This window comes from Bradyrhizobium sp. WYCCWR 13022 (genome assembly GCF_030435535.1).
In the GTDB taxonomy this organism is placed as follows: domain Bacteria; phylum Pseudomonadota; class Alphaproteobacteria; order Rhizobiales; family Xanthobacteraceae; genus Bradyrhizobium.
The window spans coordinates 1,497,180-1,521,479 of the sequence record NZ_JAUIZJ010000002.1 but is presented as its reverse complement, the minus strand read 5'-3'; the positions used below and the strand labels follow the sequence as shown (position 1 = coordinate 1,521,479).

29 protein-coding genes are annotated in these 24,300 nt (G+C 65.0%); 19 read left to right on the top strand and 10 right to left on the bottom strand.

What is annotated here, in order from left to right:
* Positions 1–11: 11 nt before the first annotated feature.
* The 5 genes from QY049_RS08335 (at position 12) to QY049_RS08315 (ending at position 5,821) form a co-directional block, all read left to right on the top strand.
* Positions 12–773, top strand: coding sequence for a hypothetical protein (locus QY049_RS08335; protein WP_258762428.1), 762 nt, complete (start codon positions 12–14; stop codon positions 771–773).
* A 210-nt stretch (positions 774–983) separates the two neighbouring features.
* Complete coding sequence (locus QY049_RS08330) at positions 984–4,391, top strand: CHAT domain-containing protein (protein ID WP_258762427.1); 3,408 nt, start codon at positions 984–986, stop codon at positions 4,389–4,391.
* A 25-nt stretch (positions 4,392–4,416) separates the two neighbouring features.
* Complete coding sequence (locus QY049_RS08325) at positions 4,417–4,860, top strand: hypothetical protein (protein ID WP_258762426.1); 444 nt, start codon at positions 4,417–4,419, stop codon at positions 4,858–4,860.
* The gene (locus QY049_RS08320; protein WP_258762425.1) at positions 4,857–5,054 is read left to right on the top strand and encodes a hypothetical protein; all 198 of its coding nucleotides are present in this window, start codon (positions 4,857–4,859) and stop codon (positions 5,052–5,054) included. Before QY049_RS08325 ends, QY049_RS08320 begins: the two co-directional genes overlap by 4 nt.
* A gap of 2 nt (positions 5,055–5,056) precedes the next feature.
* On the top strand, positions 5,057–5,821 hold the full coding sequence (locus QY049_RS08315; protein ID WP_258762424.1) for a hypothetical protein: 765 nt from the start codon (positions 5,057–5,059) through the stop codon (positions 5,819–5,821).
* Between the two features lies 1 nt (position 5,822).
* On the opposite strand, the gene QY049_RS08310 is transcribed toward QY049_RS08315, so the two are convergent.
* The gene (locus tag QY049_RS08310) at positions 5,823–6,683 is read right to left on the bottom strand and encodes a LysR family transcriptional regulator (protein ID WP_258762423.1); all 861 of its coding nucleotides are present in this window, start codon (positions 6,681–6,683) and stop codon (positions 5,823–5,825) included.
* Between the two features lie 94 nt (positions 6,684–6,777).
* On the opposite strand from QY049_RS08310, the gene QY049_RS08305 reads away from it, so the two are divergent.
* On the top strand, positions 6,778–7,608 hold the full coding sequence (locus tag QY049_RS08305; RefSeq protein ID WP_258762422.1) for an MBL fold metallo-hydrolase: 831 nt from the start codon (positions 6,778–6,780) through the stop codon (positions 7,606–7,608).
* A 3-nt stretch (positions 7,609–7,611) separates the two neighbouring features.
* On the opposite strand, the gene QY049_RS08300 is transcribed toward QY049_RS08305, so the two are convergent.
* The 3 genes from QY049_RS08300 to QY049_RS08290 all read right to left on the bottom strand — a co-directional run bounded on the left by QY049_RS08300 (position 7,612) and on the right by QY049_RS08290 (position 10,294).
* Positions 7,612–8,118: a DUF1993 family protein gene (locus QY049_RS08300; RefSeq protein WP_258762420.1), complete on the bottom strand. Its 507-nt coding sequence runs from the start codon at positions 8,116–8,118 to the stop codon at positions 7,612–7,614.
* Between the two features lie 79 nt (positions 8,119–8,197).
* Positions 8,198–9,379: an MFS transporter gene (locus tag QY049_RS08295; RefSeq protein ID WP_258762419.1), complete on the bottom strand. Its 1,182-nt coding sequence runs from the start codon at positions 9,377–9,379 to the stop codon at positions 8,198–8,200.
* A 27-nt stretch (positions 9,380–9,406) separates the two neighbouring features.
* Positions 9,407–10,294, bottom strand: coding sequence for an alpha/beta fold hydrolase (locus QY049_RS08290; RefSeq protein WP_258762418.1), 888 nt, complete (start codon positions 10,292–10,294; stop codon positions 9,407–9,409).
* 123 nt (positions 10,295–10,417) lie between these two features.
* Here QY049_RS08290 and QY049_RS08285 point away from each other — a divergent pair, with 123 nt between their 5' ends.
* Positions 10,418–11,323, top strand: coding sequence for a LysR family transcriptional regulator (locus QY049_RS08285; protein WP_194476797.1), 906 nt, complete (start codon positions 10,418–10,420; stop codon positions 11,321–11,323).
* 143 nt (positions 11,324–11,466) lie between these two features.
* Here the strand turns inward: QY049_RS08285 and QY049_RS08280 are convergent, their stop codons facing one another.
* Together QY049_RS08280 and QY049_RS08275 are read right to left on the bottom strand one after the other, a co-directional pair.
* Positions 11,467–12,156, bottom strand: a complete 690-nt coding sequence (locus QY049_RS08280; RefSeq protein WP_258762417.1) for an L-2-amino-thiazoline-4-carboxylic acid hydrolase — start codon at positions 12,154–12,156, stop codon at positions 11,467–11,469.
* A gap of 39 nt (positions 12,157–12,195) precedes the next feature.
* On the bottom strand, positions 12,196–12,588 hold the full coding sequence (locus QY049_RS08275; protein WP_194476795.1) for a RidA family protein: 393 nt from the start codon (positions 12,586–12,588) through the stop codon (positions 12,196–12,198).
* Positions 12,589–12,717: 129 nt separating this feature from the next.
* On the opposite strand from QY049_RS08275, the gene QY049_RS08270 reads away from it, so the two are divergent.
* The 9 genes from QY049_RS08270 (at position 12,718) to QY049_RS08230 (ending at position 18,950) form a co-directional block, all read left to right on the top strand.
* Positions 12,718–13,344: a LysR family transcriptional regulator gene (locus QY049_RS08270; RefSeq protein ID WP_258767006.1), complete on the top strand. Its 627-nt coding sequence runs from the start codon at positions 12,718–12,720 to the stop codon at positions 13,342–13,344.
* A 172-nt stretch (positions 13,345–13,516) separates the two neighbouring features.
* Complete coding sequence (locus QY049_RS08265) at positions 13,517–13,699, top strand: hypothetical protein (protein WP_258762416.1); 183 nt, start codon at positions 13,517–13,519, stop codon at positions 13,697–13,699.
* A gap of 52 nt (positions 13,700–13,751) precedes the next feature.
* Positions 13,752–13,979 carry a hypothetical protein gene (locus QY049_RS08260; RefSeq protein WP_194476794.1) on the top strand — a complete coding sequence of 76 codons (228 nt, stop codon included), beginning with the start codon at positions 13,752–13,754 and terminating at the stop codon, positions 13,977–13,979.
* 199 nt (positions 13,980–14,178) lie between these two features.
* Positions 14,179–14,604 (top strand): hypothetical protein, encoded by a 426-nt coding sequence (locus QY049_RS08255; protein WP_258762415.1) that lies wholly within the window; start codon positions 14,179–14,181, stop codon positions 14,602–14,604.
* A 173-nt stretch (positions 14,605–14,777) separates the two neighbouring features.
* Complete coding sequence (locus QY049_RS08250) at positions 14,778–15,248, top strand: DUF2147 domain-containing protein (protein WP_258762414.1); 471 nt, start codon at positions 14,778–14,780, stop codon at positions 15,246–15,248.
* Between the two features lie 199 nt (positions 15,249–15,447).
* On the top strand, positions 15,448–16,278 hold the full coding sequence (locus QY049_RS08245) for an oxidoreductase (protein WP_258762413.1): 831 nt from the start codon (positions 15,448–15,450) through the stop codon (positions 16,276–16,278).
* Between the two features lie 9 nt (positions 16,279–16,287).
* Complete coding sequence (locus QY049_RS08240) at positions 16,288–17,304, top strand: AraC family transcriptional regulator (RefSeq protein ID WP_258762412.1); 1,017 nt, start codon at positions 16,288–16,290, stop codon at positions 17,302–17,304.
* Positions 17,305–17,443: 139 nt separating this feature from the next.
* The gene (locus tag QY049_RS08235) at positions 17,444–18,292 is read left to right on the top strand and encodes an SDR family NAD(P)-dependent oxidoreductase (protein WP_258762411.1); all 849 of its coding nucleotides are present in this window, start codon (positions 17,444–17,446) and stop codon (positions 18,290–18,292) included.
* Positions 18,293–18,356: 64 nt separating this feature from the next.
* A complete protein-coding gene (locus tag QY049_RS08230) occupies positions 18,357–18,950 on the top strand; it encodes a class I SAM-dependent methyltransferase (protein ID WP_258762410.1) in 594 nt (197 codons plus the stop codon).
* Between the two features lie 70 nt (positions 18,951–19,020).
* On the opposite strand, the gene arsC is transcribed toward QY049_RS08230, so the two are convergent.
* The 4 genes from arsC to QY049_RS08210 are packed head-to-tail and all read right to left on the bottom strand — an operon-like array spanning position 19,021 to position 21,002.
* Entirely contained in the window at positions 19,021–19,422 is a 402-nt protein-coding gene (gene arsC, locus QY049_RS08225) for an arsenate reductase (glutaredoxin) (RefSeq protein ID WP_194476787.1), read from the bottom strand.
* The gene (locus QY049_RS08220; RefSeq protein ID WP_258762409.1) at positions 19,419–20,120 is read right to left on the bottom strand and encodes an MIP/aquaporin family protein; all 702 of its coding nucleotides are present in this window, start codon (positions 20,118–20,120) and stop codon (positions 19,419–19,421) included. Before QY049_RS08220 ends, arsC begins: the two co-directional genes overlap by 4 nt.
* Positions 20,120–20,647, bottom strand: a complete 528-nt coding sequence (locus tag QY049_RS08215; RefSeq protein WP_258762408.1) for an arsenate reductase ArsC — start codon at positions 20,645–20,647, stop codon at positions 20,120–20,122. The genes QY049_RS08220 and QY049_RS08215 overlap by 1 nt, the downstream gene beginning before the upstream one ends.
* Positions 20,640–21,002: a helix-turn-helix transcriptional regulator gene (locus QY049_RS08210; RefSeq protein ID WP_258762406.1), complete on the bottom strand. Its 363-nt coding sequence runs from the start codon at positions 21,000–21,002 to the stop codon at positions 20,640–20,642. Before QY049_RS08210 ends, QY049_RS08215 begins: the two co-directional genes overlap by 8 nt.
* A gap of 125 nt (positions 21,003–21,127) precedes the next feature.
* On the opposite strand from QY049_RS08210, the gene QY049_RS08205 reads away from it, so the two are divergent.
* From QY049_RS08205 to QY049_RS08195, 3 genes are all read left to right on the top strand, one after another.
* Positions 21,128–21,445, top strand: coding sequence for a helix-turn-helix transcriptional regulator (locus tag QY049_RS08205; protein ID WP_258762405.1), 318 nt, complete (start codon positions 21,128–21,130; stop codon positions 21,443–21,445).
* A gap of 48 nt (positions 21,446–21,493) precedes the next feature.
* Positions 21,494–22,861, top strand: a complete 1,368-nt coding sequence (locus QY049_RS08200; RefSeq protein ID WP_258762404.1) for an NAD(P)-binding domain-containing protein — start codon at positions 21,494–21,496, stop codon at positions 22,859–22,861.
* A gap of 85 nt (positions 22,862–22,946) precedes the next feature.
* Complete coding sequence (locus QY049_RS08195; protein WP_301269242.1) at positions 22,947–24,125, top strand: MFS transporter; 1,179 nt, start codon at positions 22,947–22,949, stop codon at positions 24,123–24,125.
* Positions 24,126–24,300: the final 175 nt, after the last annotated feature.

Genomic DNA, 24,300 nt, shown 5'->3' with positions numbered 1-24,300 from the left:
CGGCATTTGCAATGCCGGGTTCCATCCACCGGATTCGTACCCTCGCATCGGCCATCCTGCTGATGCTGATGGGCGCCTCGCTCGCAGCCTGCAGCGGCGGTGATTTCGGCCGCACCCGAGCCGACATGCGCAGCGACGACATGCATCGCTGGTTGGGTGCCGAGGTCACCGGCAGCCTCGGCCTCACGCCCTCTCAATTCCAGCTCACCGACGAAGAGCGCCAGCTTCGCGACCTCGCTTATCCCATGATCGAGCCGCCGCTGTCGCGGCCGGCCTGGAAGAGCGTGTTCGGCGACTACAAGGCCCTGCCGTCGCCGTGGCGCCAGAAGATCGTGTTCGACCGCACCATGTACGGGCGCACGCTGATCGACGAGCCGCATCGCTCGCAATCCTCGCGCTATGCGCAGCTGATCGAGGACGTGCGCAACGACATCACCCGCTTCGAGCCGTTCTTCGCATGCGCGATTCGCGTCATCGATCTCGACAGGAAGCGTGACGCCAGCATGGCGCGCGTCTCCGAGCTCTCGCCGAGGGAGAAGGCGGATGCCGTCGAGCGCATGCAGGAGAACTCGCTGATCGTCCAGTGGGTACAGCTGTCGCTGGAACAGCGCGTCTCGTCCTATCGCTGGGCGCTGGAGCGGCTGGTGATCCAGGCGCCCGACAGCATGGCCGCCGATGCCGATCGCCTGATCGGCGAACTCGCCGCCCAGACCGCCAATCCGCCGGTGCAGTCGCAGCCGGCCTACGGCCGCGCGGTGATCTCGAAGGGCTGAGCGGCGGCCGCCACGGCCGCGCTGGCATCAGGCTGAGCTGCCCCTGCCGGCAGGTCCTGCCGCGACGCGCAACCGAGGAATCGGTGCCCGCGGCTGTCGCCGACCCTCCCGGGCATCCCACCACCCTACCGATTGGTGATTGTTCTCCGCGGCAATAGAGGTAGGATTGGCTCGTTTTCTTCAAGTCATTTCACCCAAAGGTCCTTCGCGATGAGCGTAGACGCCGCGAGCCCGGTCAAGAGCCGCCTGGACGTCACCCTGCCGCGACAGTTGCTGGTCTTGGCCGTTCTCCTGGGATGGACCGGCTCGGCTGCCGCGCTGACCAAGGAGGCGGCATTCGAGAACTGCCGGATGACCGTCGGCAGGCCGATCGTGCAGGCCTGCATGCGTGCGGGCGGGGGTGCCGATCGGGAAGCATGCCGCGCCAAGGCCTCGCCGCAGGTCCGGGCCTGCGTGATGGCGGCTTTGAACGCCGCCAACGGCCGCGCCAACGTCGCCGTCGAGCTTCCCAAGGAAGCCGCACCCAAGCTGGTCCCCGGCACGGCGCTGCCGAAGGATTTCATCGCCCCGCCGCGCACCATCTCCGACATCACCGCGATCCTCGACAGCGAAAAGCCGAACGACAAGCTGATTGCGGAGCTGAAGGCGGACGCGGATTCAACGCCCACGGGCAAGGAGTCCCGCGAGGACCTCGCTCAGTTCTATTTCGATCGCGCCAATGCACGCGCCCAACTCGGCCGGCTCGCCGAATCCATCGCCGACGCCAACAAGGCCGTCGAGATCGGCCGCGGTGCAGTGGAGCCCAACATGATGGGCCGCCTGATGCAGCTCCTCTCGCTGCAATATGCTGCGGCTGGCGATCCGAAACGCTCGCTCGAAGTCATGCAGCGGCTGTTGCGCGACACCGCGAGCCTGCCGGGTGCCAAGGGGTATCAACTCAGCGCCAACAGGTCCATTGTCGGCATTCTCATCCAGATGGGTGACATCGCCCAGGCCGAGGCCTATCTGCGCCGGACCATGAGTGCCATCCAAGAAGCGCGAACCAGCGGTCTTCCAGGCTGGCGCACCTCCTATGCGCGCATGGGGCAAAGCTGGGAGTCGGATCTCGAAGGCACCCGGGCATTGATCTTCGAGGCGCGCGGGCAGTTCGTCGAGGCCGAGGCCGCCTATCGCGTGGCAGAGCAACGCAAGCGGGCCGCCATGAAGGCCTTGCTGGACTCGGACAATCCGCCGGCTGAAACCGTCGTGCTTCAGGCGATCGACAATTTCGTGCTCAGTCAGGCCCGCATGAAGGCACGGCAAGGCCGGCTTGCTGAAGCGGAGGTCGACGCCCGCCGCGCTCTGCTGTCGCGGTTGAAAGATACTGGCAAGTACAACCCGGTCATGCCGCGCTACGTGATGGGGCTGGCCGGCATTTTGGTCGACGAGGGCCGCTACGAGGAAGCCGAGCAGCTTGGCCGCGTCGCGCTCGAGATCAACAAGACGGTCGGCGTGCCTGATGACTCGCAATCGACTGTGCAGCTGCTCTCGCGGCTCGCCGGCATTCTCAACCTGCGGCGCAAGAATGCCGAAGCCAACGAGATGTTTGCGCAGATCGACAGGGCCGTTGCCAATTGGGACCCGCAGCGGCGCCAGGTCATCGAGCTCAACCCGGCGCGCATTCTCGCGCTCTACAATTCAGGTCAGCTCGACGCCGGCATCGCCGCTGCCGAGCAACTGGTCAAGAAGCAGATCGGACGGGTCGGCGAAAGCCATTTCGACACCGCCTCGGCGCGCGGCACCCTGGCTGTGGGCTTGATGCTCGCGCGGCGCGATGCCGACGCGATCCGCGAGTTCAAGGCCGCCATCCCGGTCATGATGGCGAACGCGAACGAGAATGCCGACGACGAGAACACGACCGTGGTGGCCGCGCGCAGCCAGCGACTTCAGACCATCGTCGAGAGCTATCTGCTGCTGCTCGCGCGGGCCGAGGGCACCGGCGGCGCCGTCGGTGAGGAGACCTTCAGTCTCGCCGACGCCATCCGCGGTCATTCGGTTCAGCAGGCTCTGGCGGCATCGAGCGCCCGCGCGGCTGCCAAGGATCCGGCGCTGGCCGATCTCGTGCGCAAGGAGCAGGACCTCACCAAGCAGGTCAACGCCCAGCTCGGCACGCTCAACAACGTCCTCGCCATTCCCTCGGCGGATCGCGACGAGAAGGGGGCGCAGCAGATCCAGGCGTCGATCGCGGCCTTGCGCAGTGAACGGGACAAGGCGCGCCTGGAGATCAAGCAGAAATTCCCTGTCTACGCCGATCTGGTTTCGCCGAAGCCGCCGAGCGTTGCCGAAATCCGCGCGACGTTGTCTGACAATGAAGCCATGTTGTCGTTCTATTTCGGCCAGAACGGCAGCTTCGTCTGGGCCGTGCCGAAATCGGGCCCGGTGGCGTTCGCTGCCGTCAACGCCAAGATCGGCGACATCGAGACCAAGATCCGCAAGCTGCGCGAGGCGCTCGAGCCGCAGGCGGCGATGATCTCGGACATTCCTCCGTTCGATCTCAAGCTCGGCTACGAGCTCTACGAGCTGCTGCTGAAGCCGGTCGAGAGCGGATGGAAGCCGGCCAGGAACTTGATCGTGGTGACCAACGGCGCGCTCGGCCTGTTGCCGCTGTCGCTGTTGCCGACCGCCCCGGCGGAGGTGGCGGCGGACGAGGATCCGCTGTTCGTCGGCTATCGCAAGGTGCCGTGGCTGGCCCGGACCCATGCCGTGTCGACGGTGCCTTCAGCGGCCGCGTTGCGCACGCTGCGGCAGTTACCGCCCGGCAAGCCCGGCCGCGGCGATCTCGTCGCGTTCGGCGATCCCTATTTCAACAAGGATCAGCAGGCCGAGGCAGAGAGCGCCGACAGCAAGGTTCAGGTCGCCGAGGTCGGCGGCAACGTCACCCGCGGCATGCCGCTGAAGCGTCGCAGCAGCCCGAAGCTCGAAGGCGTCGACAGCGCCGAGCTTGGCCTCCTGCCGCGGCTCCCTGATACGGCCGACGAGCTCAGATCGATCGCGCTGGCCTTGCAGGCGGATCCCTCGAAGGTCCTGTTCCTCGGCAAGAACGCGACCGAGAGCGCGGTCAAGACCATGAACCTGTCCGGTTTTCGCATCCTTGCATTCGCCACCCACGGTCTGGTCCCGGGCGAACTCAACGGACTGACGCAGCCCGCGCTCGCGCTGTCGTCGCCGGCGGTGACGGGCGAGAGCGGCGACGGCCTCCTGACCATGGAGGAGATTCTCGGCCTCAAGCTCGACGCCGACTGGGTCATCCTGTCCGCCTGCAACACCGGTGCGGGTGCAGGCGCCGGTGCCGAAGCGGCGTCCGGCCTTGGCCGCGCGTTCTTCTATGCCGGAACACGCGCCCTGCTGGTGACGAACTGGTCGGTGCATTCGCAATCGGCGCGGCAGCTGGTGACCGATCTGTTCAAGCGACAGGCCGACGATCCGAAACTGTCGCGGAGCGAAGCGCTGCGGCAGGCGATGATGGCCCTGGTCGATGGTCCCGGTTACCTCGACGACGAGGGCAAGACCGAGTTCGCCTACGCGCATCCGCTGTTCTGGGCGCCGTATACGATCATCGGCGATGGCGGCGTGCGATGATCGACGTGGGAAGGTTGGAAGGACAATGACGCGGAATATCTTGCTAGGGCTGGTTGCGGCAGGTCTCCTGTTTTCGGGAACGTCGCGGGCAACGCAATTGATCACCGAAGAGGAAGCCAAGCTGCCACCGCCGAAGGGCGCGATTGCGGCAGACCGGCGCGGTATCCTGCGCGGTCCGAAGGTGGAGTACATCTCGCCCGGCGAATTGGTGTCCTCGCCGATGCGACTTCAATTGAAGTTCGAGTCGTTCGGGGGCGCCAAGATCGATCCTGACTCGGTCAAGGTGACCTTCCTGCGCACGCCGAACGTCGATCTGACGACCCGGATCAAGCCGTTCGTCCAGGCCGACGGGATCAACATGCAGAATGCGGAATTGCCGCCCGGCGACTACACCATGCGGGTCGACATCAAGGACAGTGACGGACGGCCGGGCACGGCCATCTTTACCCTCAAGGTCGCACCGAAGTGACGTGTCCCTACTGCCAGGCCGAGAACGCGGAGAGCGTGCTGGTTTGCGCCTCCTGTTCCCGGGACATCGCCGTGCCCGCGACGCTGATTGCGGAGCGCGACGATCTCCTGCGCAAGCGGGACCAGCTGCGCGATGAGCTGGCGCGGGCCAGAGACGAGGTCGAAGCCATCATGCTGCGCAGGAAGTCGCGCTGACGATGGAGTGTCCGTTCTGCGCCGAGACGATCAAGGACGAGGCCATCGCGTGCAAGCATTGCTCGCGCGATCTGCGCTTCGTGCGGCCGACGCTCCTGGAGATCGAAGACATCGTTGCCGAGCTGGACAGGCTCAGGCGCGACCTCGACCGGGTCAACGTCCGGCTCGAGCGCTACAGGAATCCGCTGCGCTATTTCGCGACGCATGCCGTTCTCTACGTCGTCGTTCCGGCCGTCCTGCTGACGATCGCGCATGTTCTGGTCACCATCACCTTCGATCTCTCTCCGATCCCGCTGCGGATCGCGTCGATCGTGATCCCCCTGCTGTTCGGTTTCGCAGCCTATCCTCTGCATCGGGTCTCGACGCTGGGAGCGTTCGTGCTGGCATTGCTTCTCGCCAGCGTCAGCATCCAGGCGATGCTGACGGTGACCGGATTCCACGATGGCGTTCCGATCCTACCCACCGTGTGGGTCGAATGGCGCGAAGTGTTCGAATACGGCGCCAGCATCCTGCTGGCCTTCGTGTCCGGAAACATCCTGGGAGTCGTCGTCTTCCAGGTCCTGCCGCGCGTTCTCGGCCAGGGCGGCAAGCCCAATGCTTTCGCCTTCAGGATGGCGCGCCTGCTCGGGCAGCATGTCGGCGAGGAGCAGCTGCGCCGCCGCGCGCGGTTGATCCAGGATCTCATGCAGACGGTCGGACCGCTGGCCGGTGTCGCCGCGACGGCTGTCGGCTCGATCTACGCCGGCCTGAAGGGCCTGCTCGGCTAGCTCATTTGCGGCGCCCGGTGAGCCCTTGCGGCGCGCGCCGGGACGTTGCGCGCCCCCGCTGCAGCTTCCCGACGAGATCCTTCAACGCATCGGTGAGCGGCACCGACGCGCGATAGGCGAGCCCAACCTCGCGTTTGACCTTCACCTCGATCTCCCTGACGGCGATGTCGGAAACGCCTTTCGCCACGCCTTCGGGGACGATGGCGATGCCGACGCCGGCCGCGACCAGCGCCATCGCCCAATCCTCCGATTGCGCGATCGCCGCGGACGGACGCCGCTGCGACGCGCGGCCGAAGAACGCGCTCTGCTCGCAATGGCAGCGGTCGATCATGGCCACGTCGGCGAGATCGGCGGCGCGGAGTTTGTCCTTGAGCGTCAGCGGATGCGACGGCGGCAGCGCTGCGACGTAGCGCTCGCTCCAGAGCGGGACGAAATGCTCCTCGTCATCAAGCATGCTCTTCGAGATGATTCTGGCGTCCGCGCGCTCGTCGCTGCCGACGAGCCGGAGCGCGATGTCGTTGCGCGCCGTCAGCGGCTTGAGCAGCGCGATGGTTCTGGGCACGTCGAGCGTCCGCATCAGGCCGAGCGTGACAGTGGTCTTGGTGCTCGGTTTGCGGAACAGCTTTCGCGCGGCGTCGGCCTCGTCGATGATGCGGCGGGCGACGGTGTGAAACTGCTCGGCCGAGGCGGTCGGTGCGACGCCCTTCTTGTGCCGGATGAAGAGAGTGGTGCCGAGCTCCGCCTCCAGATTGGTGATCGCGGTCGAGATCGACGGCTGCGACACGAAGCAGCTTCGCGCCGCAGCCGTCAGGTTGCGCTCGCGGTAGACGGCGGCGAAGTAGCGGAGCTCGCGGATGTCCATAGGATAGGCCTAGAGATAGTATCAATATTCGATATTTTACCTATGGATCGAAGGATGACAAGAACAGCCTGTCCTCAACAGGCAGGGAAGCGCGATGAAGATCCATCACCTCAATACCGGCACTATGTGCCCCATGGGCCGCCGGCTCGTGAACGGCACCGGCGGCCTGTTCCAGCGCGCCCGCATGGTCTGCCATTGCCTCCTGATCGAGACCAGCGATGGTCTCGCGCTGGTCGACACCGGCATCGGGCTCGGCGACATCGCGACGCCGGATCGGCTCGGCAAGCGCTGGGTGCGCCAGACCGCGCCAAGGCTCGATCCGGCAGAGACGGCGGTGCAGCAGGTGAGGGCGCTCGGTTATTCGCCTGACGACGTGCGCCACGTGCTGCTGACGCATCTCGACCGCGACCACGCCGGCGGTGTACCCGACTTTCCCCATGCGGCGATCCATGTTCACCGCACCGAGTACGACATGGCGGTACTGCGCGAGCCCGCACCGCCCGAAGGGCGTTACGTCATGGCGCAGTGGAGCCACGGACCGCGCTGGAGTTTCTATGGCGAGGCCGGCGAAGACTGGTTCGGCTTCAAGGGCGTGCGCGCGCTCGGCGATCGCGAGGGTGACATCCTGACGATTCCGCTGGCCGGCCACACGCTCGGCCATTGCGGCATCGCGGTCCGCTCCGGCGACACATGGCTGCTGCATGCCGGCGACAGCTATTTCCATCACGCCCAGCTAGACTTGTCGCCGCGCGCGCCGCTGATGCTCCGTTATTTCCAGCGCCGCGTCGACATGGACCGCAACGCCCGCCTCGCCAACCAGGCGCGCCTCCGCGAGCTGAAGCTCAGCCATGGCAGCCGCGTGACGATTTTCAACAGCCACGATCCGGTCGACTACGAGAACTGCCGGTGCGGGGCGCACATATGAGTCTCACCCTTCGACGAAATTGATCGGTCTCAGATAATCCTGCTTGCCGATGTCGACGCCGTTGTGACGCAGGATGGCGTAGGCCATGGCGATGTGGAAGTAGGTGTTAGGGATCGTCATCTGCAGGAAATAATCCCGGCCGCCGAGAAACCTTCCTGGTGCCCAGGAGAGCCTCACCTTCTGCTCGCTCGCATTGGCATATTCCCTCTCGGGGACGCTCTCCACGAAGGCGATCGTCTTTTTGATGCGGGCGCGCAGTTCGTCGATGGTGCGTTCGTTGTCTTCATGTCGTGGCGGCGTCTGACCCGACAACCAGGCGGCCGCGGCCTTGACGTAGTTGCAGGCGCTTTGGACCTGATAGGTGAAGTCCTGCATGTCCGGTGCGAGGCGGCTGTGCATGAGTACCGCGACATCGAACTTCTTTGCGGCCGCATGCTGCTCGGCTTTGTCTAGGCAGGTCAGCAGATTGGCGAGGTTTTGCCTGCACTGTGAAACGACGTCGTAATACATCTCCGTCTTCCCTGACATTGAGCGGTCACGTCGCGGAGGCCGATGCCTGTGGCACCGGCCCCGATGGATTCTTTACGCGCTACGCCGGCACACTGCACGTCGCGGTACGGGAATTATCGGCAGCGGAGATGCGGAGTGTCGCGAGTTCTGCGAGGATGAAAGCGAGAACCGCAAGCCCTGCGCCGACAAAGCCGAGATGGTGCGCGCCGACCAGCGGGATCGCCACCGCACCGATCAGGCCCGCCGCCGACATGCCGAAGAACGAACCGGCGGTGTTGAGCCCGAGCAGGACGGGCGCAATCGACGGAGCGAGCGCGACGAGGCGATATTGCTGCGGCACCAGCAGGCCCCAGCCGGCGGCGCCCCAGATCGCGACGACCGGAATGGCGGTCCACAGGCTGGCGCTGGTCCAAGGCATCGAGGCGCTGACGATGGCGAGCACGACCAGCGTCGACAGGATCACCATGCGCGAACCGATACGATCGATGAGCCGACCGAAGGCGAGGTTTGCGACCGTGCCGCCGGCGCCCCAGAGCACGAGCAGGGTTCCCAGCACCAGCGCGTCGTTGCCGATGGCGCGGTCGAAGGCCACGGCGAAGTAGGTGTAGACCGTGAAGATGCCGCTGAGATTGACGAGCGTCGTCGCCAGCGTCAGCAGAATCCGGGAGTCGGCCAGTGGTGCGAGGCGCTTCGACAGCGAGACCGCCGGCGGCAGCGGCACTTCAGCGAGGAAAGTCCAGACACCGAGACCGGCCGCCGTGCCAAGCGCGGCCACGAACAGCATCGTGTAGCGCCAGTCGCCGAGGCCGCCGATGACGGCGCCGGCAGGCGAGCCCAACGCGGTCGACAGGGTCAGGCCGGCGACGACGATGGAGAGTGCGTAGCCGCGTCGCTCCGGCGGCACCAGCATGGCGGCGGATCCCGTCGCGGTCGGTGAGAACATCGCGGCACCAACGCCGGCGAGCGCGCGAGTCATTAGCGCTATGGCGAAGGTCGGCGAGACCGCGGTTGCAAGGTTCGCCAGCACGAAGACGGCGGCGCCCGCGATCAGCATGGTCTTGCGCGAGACGCCCGCCGCGAGCGCGGCGATGGTCGGCGACAGCAGCGCGAACGTGACCGAGTAGATCGTGGTCATCTGCCCGGCAGCGCCAATGCTGACGTCGAAATGCCGAGCGATTTCGGGCAGCACGCCGGCCACGACAAAACTATCGGTGCCGAGCGCGAACATGCCGATCGAGAGAACGAGGAGACGGCGGTCCATTGTCGTTGTCCTTGATGTCTGGATTGTTCAGGCGGCAGCGTTTGCCGCTGGATGCTGTGGCGCGAACCGCGCCTTGATCTCGCAGGCGACCTGCGCGACGTTTTCGTCGAGCACGAAATGTCCGCTATCGAGCCAGACCAGCTTTGTATCCGGCAGGTCGTTGAGGTAGGCGCGGGCGCCGGGCGGGATGAAGAACGGGTCGTGCTTGCCCCAGACAATGAGCGTCTTCGGCTGGTGCTGGCGGAAGGCGGCCTGCCACTCCGGATAGAGCGCAACGTTGCTCTTGTAATTCTCGAGCAGGTCGACCTGGTAATCCTGCGTGCCGGGCCGATCGAGCAGTGCCTGGTCGAGGATCCAGTTGTCGGGATTGATGGCCTCGGGGTTCTTCGCGCCGACGAGCCAATGAAACCTGGTGCCCTCGATGCTGACGAACTCCCGCGCGGGCTTCTCCGTCTCGGCGTTGCGGTTCTCCCACAGCGGCAGCAGCACCTTCCGGGGCGCATCGCCGACGCCTTCCATGTAGGCGTTGGCGTTCTGGATGATGAAGCCCTTCACCTGCGAAGGCCGCTGGGTGAACAGGCGGAAGCCGATGGGACCACCATAGTCCTGCATGTAGAGAATGTAGGAGGAAAGCCCCAGCGCCTCGACGAGGCCGGCGATATGCGCGGCGAGATTGTCGAAGGTGTAGGTGAACTCATTGCGCGGCGGCGCGTCGGAATGCCCGAAGCCGATGTAGTCGGGCGCGATCAGATGGAAGCGGTCGGCCAGTGCCGGCATCAGATCGCGGAACATCTGGCTGGAGGTCGGCAGGCCGTGCAGGAGCAGGATGGTCGGGGACGCCGGGTCTCCGGCCTCGCGGTAAAACACCTTGCGGCCGTTCACGGTGGCGGTGCGATGGAGCGTCGGGTGGGGCATGGGTTTCCCTTTTTTTGGCTGTCCGGCCGCCGGCGGCGAGCGGTGCCGCTCTTTTGGGGCTTTCCGGGAATGCCCGGCAGCCGCTAGGATCGGGAGGAACCCTCTCGTTTAGTGGAAGGCCCTATGGACCGCCTGGATGCCATGTCGGTGCTGCTCGCGGCCGTCGAGAACGGCAGTCTGTCCAAGGCCAGCCGCGAATTGCGGCTGCCGCTGGCGACCGTCAGCCGCAAGGTTGCCGAGCTGGAAGCGCATCTGAAGGCGACACTGCTGATCCGCTCCGCCAAGGGCCTGGAGCTGACCCCGGCCGGGCGGTCCTACGTCACCTCAGCGAAATCGATCCTCGAACAGCTGTCCGAGGCCGAGCGCGCGGCCGCAGGCGAATACAGCGAGCCGAAGGGCGACCTCGTCGTCACCGCGCCGATCATGTTCGGCCGCATGCATGTGCTGCCGGTGGTGACGCGCTTCCTTGAGGCGTTTTCCGAGGTGTCGGTCGGGCTGGTCCTCACCGACCGCGTTGCGCATTTCCTCGAAGACCAGGTCGATGTCGCCCTGCGTCTTGGTCTCTTGCCGGACAGCAGTCTGATCGCAACGCGCGTCGGCGAGGTCCGGCATGTCATCTGTGCGAGCCCGGACTATCTCGCCGCCAACGGAATTCCTGAAACGCTCGACGATCTGGAAAAACATCGTCTGGTCTCGTTCCAGAGCGTGTCGGCGCTGAGCACCTGGACCTTCGAGCATGACGGCACCGAGAAGACCGTCTCGTTCCGCTCGCGGCTCGGCGTTAACACCATCGACGCGGCCATCGATGCCGCGCTCGCGGGCGCTGGCCTCGTGCGCGCGGTGTCGTATCAGATCGCCGAGCACGTGCGGGCAGGGCGTCTCGCCGTCGTGCTCGAGGCCTTCGAGCCGCAGCTTCGCCCCGTGCATCTCGTCTACGACACGCAAAGCCGCTTGCCGCTCAAGCTCCGCGCTTTCGTCGATTTCGTCGTCCCGCGCCTGCGCGAACGGCTGGCGCAGGCGAGGCTTTAGTCCTCGGGGACGAAGCGCAGCGTGCCGGCCCGGCGGCTTGTCGGTGTCGCTGGTGTGGTTGACGCCGTCTATGACGCGCGTCGGCGAAATCGAACGGGCTCGTTCCGTCGAGGCACGCGACGTTGACGCCATGGAGGGTGAAATCAACCGTCGCGTTGCAACCGCGAGAAGCGGAAATTGCAGTGGCTGGCGCCGCCCGCCAGCGTCTGCGTCCGTTCCAGGCGGATGCCGCGCGTTGCATAGGCGTCGAAATCGAGCCCGCAAATGTTGGGCAGAATCTCCTTGTCGCCATGGCGGCCAGCGAATTTGCAGAAGCCGCAGGCCCGGTAGTTGATACCGAATTCGAAACTGTCATCCGGGCCCGGCGCGACGAAATCGTAGACGAAGTCCTCCGGAAACTCCGCCTGATGGCTTTCTGTCGTGCTCTTTGCCGCCTGCTCGCGCAGCAGCGCCTGGTTCTCCGCCGACATGAATTGATCGCCCGCGGCGAGACGTTCCGCTTCGGGCACGTCGAGCAATTGCGCCTTGTAGGTTTCCCGCTCGATCTCGCCGATCACGGGCAGCGGCACGCCATGCCGCCGCAGCACGCGGCTGATCGCCATGAAGCCGATCAGGCGCATGAAGAAATCGGTCATGCGGCTTGCGGTGCCGCCGACATAGGGCGTCTGGGTGAGCACGATGGCGAATTCGTCCATCACCTCGCGCCTGATGCCGTCGATGTCGGTGATGTCAGCGCGCTCGCGCAGCATCGCCTTGGCCAGGTCGAGCCGATGGCGCATCGCGGCTTCCATCGCGCCGCGATGCTGCTGGTAGAAGGGATGGATCTCAGCCATGGCAGCCTCGCATCTCTGGCTTGTTGGACATCAGGCACGTCATTCCGCGGCAATCGCCTCGATCTCGAGCAGCCATTTGCCGTTGACGGTCTCGGCGACGATGACCGTCAGCGCGGGCTGATGGTCCCCGAGCGCCGCGCGGCGAATGGTGCGGTTGGTCACGAGTTGAGCCCGGTCGGTCAGGAACGTGTTGACCTTGACCAGATGCTCGACGCCAAGACCGGCGGAGGCGAGCACCTCCTTGACGTTGCGCCAGGCTTGCTCGCATTGCGCCTCGAATCCTTCGGGCACGGTGCCGTCGGGTCTCTCGGGCACCTGACCGCTGATGAACAGCAGGCGGCGATGCTGCTTCAGTTCAAGTCCCATGCAGTAGCCGCCGGCGGGCGGGTGGACCGTTGCGGGATTGTGGCTGACGATGTGGGCTGGGGCCATGGGGGTTTCTCCTGATTGCGGGCCGACCGTATCCGGCGACATCACGGCGGCGCAAAGCATCATTCCTGCGGTTCAGCGCAAGAAAATCTATTGCAAGACGGCGGTCCATCAGTGTCAAACTCCGCCGCGATGACCTACGTCCTTCCACCGCTCAACGCGCTCCGCGCCTTCGAGGCCGCCGCGCGCCATCTCAGTTTCAAGCTGGCCGCGCACGAGTTGCATGTGACGCCCGCCGCTGTCGGGCAGCAGGTGAAGGCACTGGAGGCGCGCCTCGGCGTGCAACTGTTCGAACGGCTGCACAAGCAGCTCATCCTGACCGCGGCAGGCCAGGCCTATCTGCCCGGCGTCTCCGAGGGCTTTCGCCACATCGCGGAGGCGACCTCGCAATTGAAGCCGTCAGGTGCGGTGCTGCTGCAATTGGGGGTCCATGCCGGCTTCGATCTGCGCCGGCTCGATCTGGCAGCGTTTCGCGACGTGCATGCGGAGATCGGCTTGCGCGTGCTCCAGCCCGCCGGCCTGCACGAACTGGTCGAGGGCAAGGTCGACCTCTTGATCGCCCGCAGCCTCGGCCACCATCCCGGCTATCGCTGCAACAGGATCAGCGAAGGAACAGGTCGCGGCGATTGGCTGATCGCGCCCGAGGGCACCGCGGATTGCCCCGAGATCGTCGGCTTTCGCGCCTGGCTGCGCACCATGGCGGATGAGAAGGCGCACGCTGTCGGCCGTCCGCGATTGGTCGGCCGTGTCGGAAGCTGAGAAAGCAGGCGCGCAATCGGCCACTTCGTCATTTCCGGCTTGATCATTTGCGCTTGAAAGCGGCTCTTTTGCCTGCGTGACCCGTATCACAGTCTAACAGAACCGCCTGCGCTACTCCTGCGACCACCAGATGCGAGGGGATGGCACCCTCCTTGGACAACGGGAGAGACAAATGACTGAGCGCAGCAGCAATCGGAACCACAGAGAGCTGGACGACCGTGAACTGGAGACCGTGTGCGGTGGCTTCATCAATGATGGCGGCTGCATCGGTCCGTGGATCGTCAATGGACGGATCACCACCCATCAGCCCGCCGGCCCGAACCCCTGGCTGCCCGGCGGCATCTTTCACGGCTGAGAGCCATACGTCTCAACATTTTTGCAACGCAATCTGAACAGGAGTGACCACAATGCTGAACCTCGACCATGGAAAATCGGAAATCATCGAACTGACCGATGCGGAGCTCGAAACGATCGTCGGCGGCAACTGGCTCGGCGACGCCTTCCGCGCCATCGGCGGCGCCATCAAGAGTGCCGTCGAGTGGGTTGGCGGCCTGATCTTTGGCGGCTTGCAGGGCCCGGGCAACCAGCGCGGCCCGTTCGGTCCGGGATCGGGCCCCGGCCAGCCGCCCTTCTGATCCCATCGCCTTAAACTCGATCGCGAAAGGAGAGGCTGCCTCGGTTGGCGGCCTCTTTCTTTTTGGCCCTGTTGTCGCGTCGACATGCGGCCCGAGCGATCGGTTGTCCACACCCACGACACGCAGTAGCGACTTGCGGATCCGACCTACCAGCGATCGATAATTTGCCAGCGCGTTGTCACGTTGCTTTGATCGCGGCATGAGCACCAAATCACGCGAGGTCATCTGGAGCGGCCGCATCATGGGTGCGGAGATTTCCGCCAAGCATGCGCGCGAGGAAGCGAAGAAAGCCGTGCGCAAGGCCGATCGCGCCGAGGCGGAAGCCTGGTCGGTGCGGATGGAAGGCTACGGCGGTCCCTCGCAGCCGTCGCCGACGATCGCGCAATGTCTCAACGGCGGCCTGGGCTGGCTCGAGGTCGAGTGCAACAGGTGCAAGTCGCGCGCGAGCCTGCCGCTCGATGCGATCCGCCGTCCGCGCGATACGCCGATCTGGAAGCTCGAAGCGTCGCTGAAGTGCCGGTCATGCCGGAAGGGACGCTCCGCACCGCCGGTCCACATGATCAAGCTGACCGAAACCCGCAGCATCACGCCATACAAATGGGTGCATCCGACCGAGGAGCGGTAGAGCCATGATGGCAGCGCTCCGCCGAGCTTGACGCCGGCCCCAATTGGCGCGCCGCGCAATTCGGCTGGCGCTTTCTGCCGCTGCCGCGGCCGACAGCGAAATCTACAGATGCCTGCGAGACCACGAGCCAAGGCTCGATCACTCCTGTGTCCCCGCAAATCTGGAAACACATTATGCAAAGCTCTACGTTCACGCGTCGATCCTCCATCTTCCTGCTCATGGCAGCCTTGAACGTCGGGCTCATTCCGATGGCCCATGGCGAGTCGGCAGGTCCCGAGGCAATTGTCGGAACATGGGAAGCAGACGACGGCACGGTGAAGCTCGACATGTTCAGGGCTGGAACGGAGTTCCAGGCGCGCATGCTCTACGGCAACGAGATCGTGGAAGCCGACAACGTCACCTTCAAGAAGGACGCCAGGAATCCCGATCCGGGTTTGCGCGCGCGGTCGCTGAAGAACATCATCTTCATCACCGGATTGCGCTGGGAGGACGGCGAGTGGAGCGGCGGCTCGATCTATGACGCCTCATCCGGCCGCACCTACAACTGCAAGGCCACCGTCAAGGACGGCAAGATGCACCTCAGAGGATATCTCGGGCTCCCGGCGATGGGGCAGACCCGCTCTTTCCACCGCGCTCGCGGGTAAGTCGTTTCTGGCATCTCAAACCGTTCTTTCGAAAGCGCGACCCCCTGGTGTCGCGCTTTTCCTTTTGAAAAACGAGGAAGTCCAGGCGTTTGACGCTATCGCCAGCAATGGCGTGATGTGCAAGTCTATTGGCGCACTCGGCTAGTCACTTCGGTTCGTGGAGGCAGCAGAACAAAAATCAGAATGAAGAGAGGTCATCATGTCCACGACATCGAAACGAACGGCGCTTGTGACCGGAGCCTCATCCGGCATGGGGAAGGAAATCGCCAGGCGTCTGATCAAGGACGGCTTCCAGGTCAACGCCGCCGCGCGCAGCGTCGAGAAGATGGACGATCTCGCACGGCTCGGTGCGAGGACGTTGCGCATGGACATCTCCAGGGACGCCGACATCACGGCAGCCGTTCAAACCATCCTCGACGAAGCCGATGGCGTGGATGTGCTGGTGAACAACGCGGGGTTCGGGCTCTACGGTCCCGTTGAGGACGTCGGCCTCGACGAGGCGCGATATCAGTTCGAAGTGAATCTGTTCGGCGCCGCCCGATTGACGCAGCTTCTGCTGCCGAAGATGAGAGAGAGGCGCTCGGGAACCATCGTCAACGTCACCTCGATGGGCGGCAAGATCTACACCCTGCTGGGCGCCTGGTATCACGCGACCAAGCATGCGTTGGAAGGTTGGTCCGATTGCCTGAGGCTCGAACTCGCCCCGTTCGGCATCAAGGTCGTCATCATCGAGCCCGGCCTGATCGAGACGGGGTTCGGTGACGTGGTTGCCGGGGGGCTGCTCGATCGCTCCGGTACGGGGCCTTATGCCAAGCTCACGCAAGCGGTCGCGAAATCGACGCGGGATGCCTACGATCACGGACGCGGCACGAAGCCGGATGTCATCGCCGGTGTCGTATCCAGGGCCGTGAAAGCGGCCAAGCCGCGTACACGTTACGTTGCGGGCAAGTATGCCTTGCCCATGATCAAGATTCGCGCCTGGCTCGGCGACCGTGTGTTCGACCGCGTCATCATGAGCCAGATGCGCTAGGGATCGACGATGAGTGGAGCAGCCGCAGACAGATGCAAGGTTCCCCGCGCCTTTTGGCAGGCCGTCGATCATATCGGCGTTCCGCCGGCCGCACTGTTGCGGCAAGCCAAATTGCCGGCGACCTTGCATCTGAACGAACAAGGGCTGGTCACCACGGACCAGTTCTTTGCGCTTTGGCGGGCCCTTGAGGAGCTGAAGCCGGAGCCCGGGCTCGGCCTCAAGCTGGTCCAGAGCGCCGACACGGCCGTTCATCCGCCATCGAGCCTCGCTGCATTCTATGCGAGAGACTATCGTGACGGACTGCATCGCATCGCGCGGTTCAAGCGGCTTTGCTCGCCCGAGCAGCCGCGGCTGAAGGAAGGCAAGGGCGAGTGCACGATCACGGTCGAATGGCCGTACGCGACCGATCCGGAGCCCGCGATCTCGACGGACGTGACCTTTGCGTCCCTCGTTGAACTAGGGCGCCGGGGTACGGGGCAGCATGTGACACCGAAGCGGGTCGAGCTGGTACGTGCTCGACCCAGGAGCGACGTCTATCAGAACTATTTTGATTGCCAGATCCGCTATGGCGCGGCACGAAATAGTCTCATTCTGAAATCTGCGGACCTCGACCGTCCGTTTCCCGGGCACAACCAGGAGCTGCTCGATATCCTGACGCCGGCATTGGCGTCGGCGTTGGGCGAGCTGCAAGCCCGCAGCTCCATCAAGGAGCAGGTGAAGGTTGTCCTTAAGAGGAGCCTTGCGAGCGGGCGCCCTGAATTGTCGGACGTCGCGCGCGACCTCGGCACCAGCGACCGGACCCTTCAGCGCCGCATTACCGAGGAAGGTTCGAGCTTCCGTGAGCTGCTGGTCGAGGCGCGCCAGGAGCTCGGACGGCAATTGCTGTCGGATCCGACCACCGACATCGACGAGGTCGCGTGCCTGCTCGGCTATCAGGATGCGAGCTCCTTCTATCGCGCCTTTCGTTATTGGGAAGGCGTGACGCCCAGCCGCTGGCGAGAGCTGCACGGCGACAAGCTTCACTAAGACGCAGACCTGGGACGCTCTCCCCACACTCGCTTTGGCGCGTGTCGCAAGTTGGTTGGCGTGCTCTGTCGCTGTCATCAGGATGGTTCGGCTGTACGACACTCTCGAGAGTTGAAGTTCAACGAACGAGGAAATCGACATGTCTGGTAAAGTCTGGTTCATCACGGGGGCATCCCGCGGCTTTGGGCGCATCTGGGCGGAGGCTGCGCTCAAGCGCGGCGACAAGGTCGCGGCAACAGCCCGAATCTTCGCAGATGTCGCGGACCTCTCGGAAAGTTACGGCGATGCGGTGCTGCCGGTCGCGCTTGATGTCACCAACGCCCAGGCGGTGCAAAATGCCGTGACCCGGGCTCACGCGCATTTCGGAAAGCTCGACGTCGTCCTCAACAACGCGGGCTATGCGCTGGTTGGGGCGATCGAGGAGGCGCACGAGGCGGATGTCCGCGCCGAGTTCGATACGAACTTCTTCGGCTCCCTCCGGGTCATTCAGGCCGCGCTTCCCCTGCTGCGGCGACAAGGCTATGGGCATATCATCGGTGTGTCGAGTGTCGCGGGCATCGTCGCAGGTCCCATCACTGGCTTTTACAACGCCTCCAAATTCGCGGTCGAAGCGCTGCACGAGAGCCTGGCGCAGGAAGTCAAGGGCTTCGGGATCAAGGTCACGCTGCTCGAGCCTGGCGCCTATGCCACCGGGTTCGCCAGCATGGCATCGCTCAGGATTTCGCCAGTCATCAACGCCTACGGCAACATCCGCGCGGAGGTGTTCGCGGCGGGCGCCAGGTTCGCGTTTGGCGATCCGGAAGCAACAGCGGATGCCGTCTTGAAGGTAGTGGACTCCGAGGCGCCTCCGTTACGTCTCTTCGTCGGCACGGAAGGCCTGCCGCGCGCCCGCGCCGCTTATGCCGATCGTCTCGCCATATGGGAAGCCTGGGAGACGGTGTCCAACGCCGCCCAGGGCGAGGCCAGGCAGCACAACATCGCGTCGTAGAAGCGCGAGGCGCCTTCCGTGAAACCGCGTCCGTTCGCCTGCCGCGAACGGAGAGAGGATTGTGATGAACGCCACCGCAGTCGCAGACTTTTTCCAGTTCTTCCGCTCGTACATCTCCAATCCCCGGCAGGTCTCCGCCATCGCGCCATCGGGGCAGTCGCTCGCCCGGCTGATCACGCAGGAGGTCGTACCTGGCCGGGGGCCGGTGATCGAGCTGGGGCCAGGCACCGGTATCTTCACGAAGGCGCTCATTCAACGCGGTGTGCCGGAGCGCGATTTGCTGCTCGTGGAATACGGTTCGGATTTCGTCCGGCTGTTGCAGGAGCGGTTCCCGAGGGCGCGCGTGCTCTGGATGGATGCACGCCGGCTCTCTCAATACGAACGTTTCACGGCGCCTGCGTCCGCTGTCGTCAGCGGCCTGCCGCTTCTGTCGATGTCGCCGCGAAAGGTGATAGCCATTCTCTCCGGGGCATTCCGTCACATGCAGGAAGGCGGCGCGCTCTACCAGTTCACCTATGGACCGCGCTGTCCGGTGCCTCGGCCGATCCTCGATCGGCTCGGCCTGAAAGCGAGCCTCGTTGGGCGAACGGCATTGAACGTCCCTCCGGCGTCCGTCTATCGCATCCGGCGTCGCCATCGATCATCGGCGATGTCCTGAAAAAAGCGACCCGCAGCATCACGCCGTACAAATGGGTGCATCCGACCGAAGAGCGGTAGGCCGAAGGGGCCTATCGCGCTTCGACGACCTCGCCGTCTTCCTTCACGAACCGGCCGACGGGATTGTCGAGGAGATCGACGACCGCCTCCGAGGGCCTGCACAAGCGCGTACCCTTTGGCGTCACCACGATCGGGCGGTTGATCAGGATCGGGTGCGCGAGCATCCGGTCGATCAGTTCGTCGTCCGTCCATTTGGGATCGGCGAGGCCGAGGTCCTTGTAGGGCGTGCCTTTCTCGCGCAGCAACGCCCGGACGGGCACTCCCATCGCCGCGATCAGCTGCTCGAGCGTTTCGCGCGACGGCGGCGTCTTGAGGTATTCGATGACGTCAGGCTCGACGCCGCTCTGCCGGATCATCGCCAGCGTATTGCGCGAGGTGCCGCAGTCGGGGTTGTGATAGATCGTGACGCTCATCGGTTTGTTTCCGCGATCGGGACGGGGCCGCGTGCATTGGAATGTCCGAGCAGCCAGTTCATCAACAGCATGCCGGCGAACGCTCCGCAGAGTTCCGCGAGAATGAATCCGGGCAGGTCGACGGGACGAATGCCCGAGAACGTGTTTGTCAGCGACCGCGCGATGGCGACGGCCGGGTTGGCGAACGAGGTCGAGGCGGTGAACCAGTAGGCCGCGGTGATGTAGAGCCCGACCAGCCAGGGGACCGCCGTCCGCTGAAAGCGTATCCCGGCCAGGATCGTCGCGACCAGGCCGAAGGCGGCGACGGCTTCGGCGAACCATTGCGGTCCGCCGGTTCGAACCTTCGTCGAGACATCGAGCAGGGGCAGTCCGAACATCAGGTGCGCCGCCATCGTGCCTGCGATGCCGCCGGCGATCTGCGCCATCACGTAGAGGGCGGCCTCGTTCACCGGAAGCTCGCGCTTGCCGGTGAAGACCAGCGTGACCGCCGGATTGAAATGCGCGCCGGAGATCGGACCGAGCACCGTGATCAGGACGACCAGGATGGCGCCGGTCGGCAAGGTGTTGCAGAGCAGCGCAAGCGCGACGTCCTTGGTCAGCGTTTCCGCCATGATGCCGGAGCCGACCACGGTGGCGACGAGAATGCCGGTGCCGAGCGCCTCGGCCGCAAGGCGCCGCGAAAGATCGAAACTGTCCATCAGCCGGCCTTCGGCTCTGGACGCGTCGCGCCATCGGAGCGGCCGATCTCGCGCAGCCTGGTGCCGAGCGAGAGCTTGTCGATGCTTCTCATCGGGAGGTTCACAAAGGTGTCGATCCGATTCTTGAGATAGCGGAAGGCCGTGACGAAGGCCGCCTGCTTTTCCAGGTCCGAGCCCTCTGCGGCGGCGGGATCCTCGATGCCCCAGTGCGCCGTCATCGGCTGACCCGGCCAGATCGGACAAGCTTCACCTGCGGCGTTGTCGCAAACGGTGAAGACGAAATCCATCACGGGCGCATCCGGAGCGGCGAACTCCAGCCAGCTTTTCGACCACATCCCGTCGGCGGGATAGTCCATGCTTGCCAGCGTGCGCAGTGCCAGTGGATGCACCGCGCCCTTCGGCGTGCTGCCGGCGGAGAAGGACTGGAAGCGGCCGGCGCCGTCCCTGCGAAGAATCGACTCGGCGAGGATCGAGCGCGCCGAATTGCCGGTGCACAGAAACAGGACATTGTAGGTTTGATCAGGCACGGGCCTTCCCCTTTGGCTTTGGAGAGCAGCAGGCTCGCAGGCTCTCGACGACCGGCTCGCAGACTTCCGGCCGTCCGCCGCAGCAATCGCGCAGCAGGAAAACCGCGACGTCGCGAAACTCGCCGAGATTGGCGCGGTAGATGATCGAGCGGCTCTGCCGTTCGGACGACACGAGGCGCGCGCGGCTCAGGATCGACAGATGCGCCGAGAGGGTGTTCTGGGGCACCTCCAGGAGGCGGGCGAGGTCGCCGGCCGCGAGACCGTCGGGTTCGTGCCTGACCAGCGTCCGGAACGCCTCCAGACGGGTCGACTGCGACAGCGCAGCGAGCGCAAGCACGGCTTCTTCAGTTTCCATATATCCAGACTTATGGAATTATCGGCGGGGCGTCAATCCGAAACCTCGCGTGGATTGCAACGGTATTTCGAACATTCTAGAAATATGGTTGACGGCCGGGTGCGGACGGGCGCATGATGCGTGCCATGAAGATCGACGACGCAGCAGCCCGCCTGGAAGCTTTGGGTAATCGGACCCGGCTCCAGATCTATCGCGCCCTGGTGCGGGCAGGACACTCCGGCATGCCGGTCGGCCGCCTGCAGGACAAGCTGAAGATTCCGGCATCGACGCTGTCTCATCACATCAAGTCTCTGGTTGCGGTCGGGCTGGTCAGCCAGGTCCGCGAATCCACCACCCTCGTTTGTCACGCGAACTTCGAGGCGATGCGCGAGCTGGTGGATTTTCTGGCTGCTGAATGTTGCGCGGACGAAGCCGAGTGCGGGGGCGCCCAGTCGGCGGCCTGATTTTTTTGCCGAATTATTCGATGATTCTAGAATGACGGGAGTAGCGGGATGAGCGACGCAAAGAAGGTGGCCATCATCGGGGCCGGGCCGGTCGGCCTTGCAGCGGCCGCGCATGTGCTGGAGCGTGGCATGTCGCCCATCGTGCTGGAGGCCGGGCCGGAGGCGGGACATGCGATCCGCCAGTGGCAGCACGTGCAGCTGTTCTCGCCCTGGGAATACAATGTCGACAAGGCCGCAGCGCGTCTGCTCGCGCCGACGGGCTGGAATTCGCCGGACCCTCAGGCCTATCCGACCGGCGGCGAACTGCTGGAGGGATATCTCGAGCCGCTCGCGACGCGGACGCCGCTGCGCGACGTGATCCGCACCTCCAGCCGCGTCTCGGCCATCAGCCGCGTCGGCTTCGACAAGGCGAAGACGAGGGGCAGGGAGCAGGCGCCTTTCGAAATCCGCTACCAGAACGGCAAGGGGCCGGAGGTGCTGCGCGCTGATGCCGTGATCGACACGTCGGGCACATGGTTCTCTCCCAATCCGGCCGGCAGCAACGGCCTGCCCGCGATCGGTGAACGCGAGCGCGCGGACCGCATAGCTTACGGCATGCCTGACGTGCGCGGCGGCGATCGTTCCAGATATGCCGGCAAGACCGTCGCCGTGCTCGGCGCCGGCCATTCCGCTGTGGGCACACTGATCGATCTGGTGCAACTCGCCGACGAGGTGTCCGGCACGAAGGCCATCTGGCTGCTGCGCGGTGCCGATCCCGCAAAGGCTTTTGGCGGCGGCAGCAACGACAAGCTCGCCGCGCGCGGCGAGCTCGGTTCTCATTTTGCGGCGCTCGTCGCTGCCGGAAAGATCAGGGTCGAGACCGGATTTGGCGTCACGCATCTGTCGGACTCCGAAGGCCGCCTCAAGATATCGGCCGGTGCCTGCTGCGGTGCGCGCAGCGTTGTCGTGGACGAACTGGTGGTGTCGACGGGCTTCCGTCCCGATTTTTCGTTTCTGTCCGAGCTGCGCCTGCGGCTCGATCCGGCCATCGAGGCGCCGGTCGCGCTGGCGCCGCTGATCGATCCCAACGAACATAGCTGCGGCACCGTGCGCCCGCACGGCGCGCGTGAGCTCTCTCATGACGAGCCGGGCTTCTATATCGCCGGCATGAAGTCGTACGGCCGCGCGCCGACCTTCCTGATGATGACGGGCTACGAGCAGGCCCGCTCGATCGCAGCCGACATCGCCGGCGACAAGAAAGCGGCAGCGAGGGTCGAGCTAGTGCTGCCGGAAACCGGCGTCTGCACGCGCGGCGGCGTCGAGACGGCCGGGGACGCAGGATGTTGCGGCGGGCCGGCGAAGCAAGACGCGACGGCGTGCTGTGCCGCCGACGAAACGGCAAGGAAGGCCGGCGGATCCGGCTGCGGTTGCGCCTAAGCGGTGCCGGCTGGGGCGCCGTCTTTTTGGTCGTAGGAGGGGGGAAGCCATTCGTAGTCTGCGCGGTCGGTCTCTCATCGCGGTGATGTGCATCGGCCAGGTCGGCAATTTGCTGCCGCATGTCACGTTGTCCGCAAATCTGGCGCAGCACCTGATGCCGGCGTGGGGACTGTCCGCCGCCGAAGGCGGATTGATGGCGAGCGGCTACGCCTTCGGCTACATGCTTGCGGTGCCTCTGCTGACGACGTTGACCGACCGCATCGATGCGCGGCTCGTGCTGCTTTGGGGCTCGATCGCCAGCGGGCTCGCGACCGTGGCTTTCGGCATGTTTGCACAGGGCTTCTGGTCGGGTACGGCGATCTGGTCCATGGCGGGCCTCGGATTTGCCGGGGCCTACATGCCGGGATTGAAGGCGCTGACGGATCGGTTGCCTGCCGGCGACACCTCGCGGGCCGTCACGTTGTACACGTCGAGCTTCTCGGTCGGCGTCGGCCTCTCGTTCCTGGTGGCGCAAATCATCGCCGATCGTTGCGGATGGCGGACTGCTTTCGTCGTGACCGGCTTCGGTCCCGTCGCAATGGTGGTCGCGTGCCTTCTGATGCAGGCGCAGCGACCCGCGCCGAAGGTGGGGCGATTGCTCGACTTCGTCCCCGTCTTCGCCAACCGCGAGGCGCTCGGTTACATCCTCGGCTACGGCGCGCATTGTTTCGAGCTCTACGGCATCCGCACCTGGCTGGTCGGATTCTGGACCTTCGTCATCGCGCATCAGGGCGCGCCGTCATGGCTCAGCCCTGTCGTGATGAGCTTCTGCTTCGCGGTGATCTCCATGCCGGCCAGCATCCTCGGCAACGAGGCCGCGCTGAAAATCGGACGACATCGCGCCATCACGATGGTCATGATTGCGTCGGCCTGCGTCGCGCTGGTCATCGGGTTCAACGCGACGGCTCCGGCAGGAGTGCTCGCGCTGCTGCTGCTCGCCTATGGCCTGACCGTGCCGGCCGATTCGGGCGCGCTGACCGCGGGCATGTCCGCCGCCGCGGTGTCCGAACATCGCGGCGCGACGCTTGCCCTGCACTCGACCGTCGGTTTCGGCCTGTCGGCACTCGGTGCGTGGGGGACCGGCGTCGCACTCGACGCCGCGGGCGGACCGCAAAGCGCGCGTGGTTGGCTGCTGGTGTTCATCGTTCTTGCAGTGGGGATCGCGGTGGGGCCGCTGGCGCTGCTCTGGGCGCGGATGGTGCGTTTGGAAAAGCGGCCATCATGAGCGCCGCCTCAAACCTCCGGGGATCACCGTATCGTTCATGCACGGACCCTTATTTGGAGCGGACTGATCCATCGCATCATGGCCTCAGCCGGATCAGTTGATGTCAAGATGAGCCGGCGCCTGGAAGAGGCTTCAGCTTCTCCACTGGCTGCGGTGGACTAACGGACACCCGCAA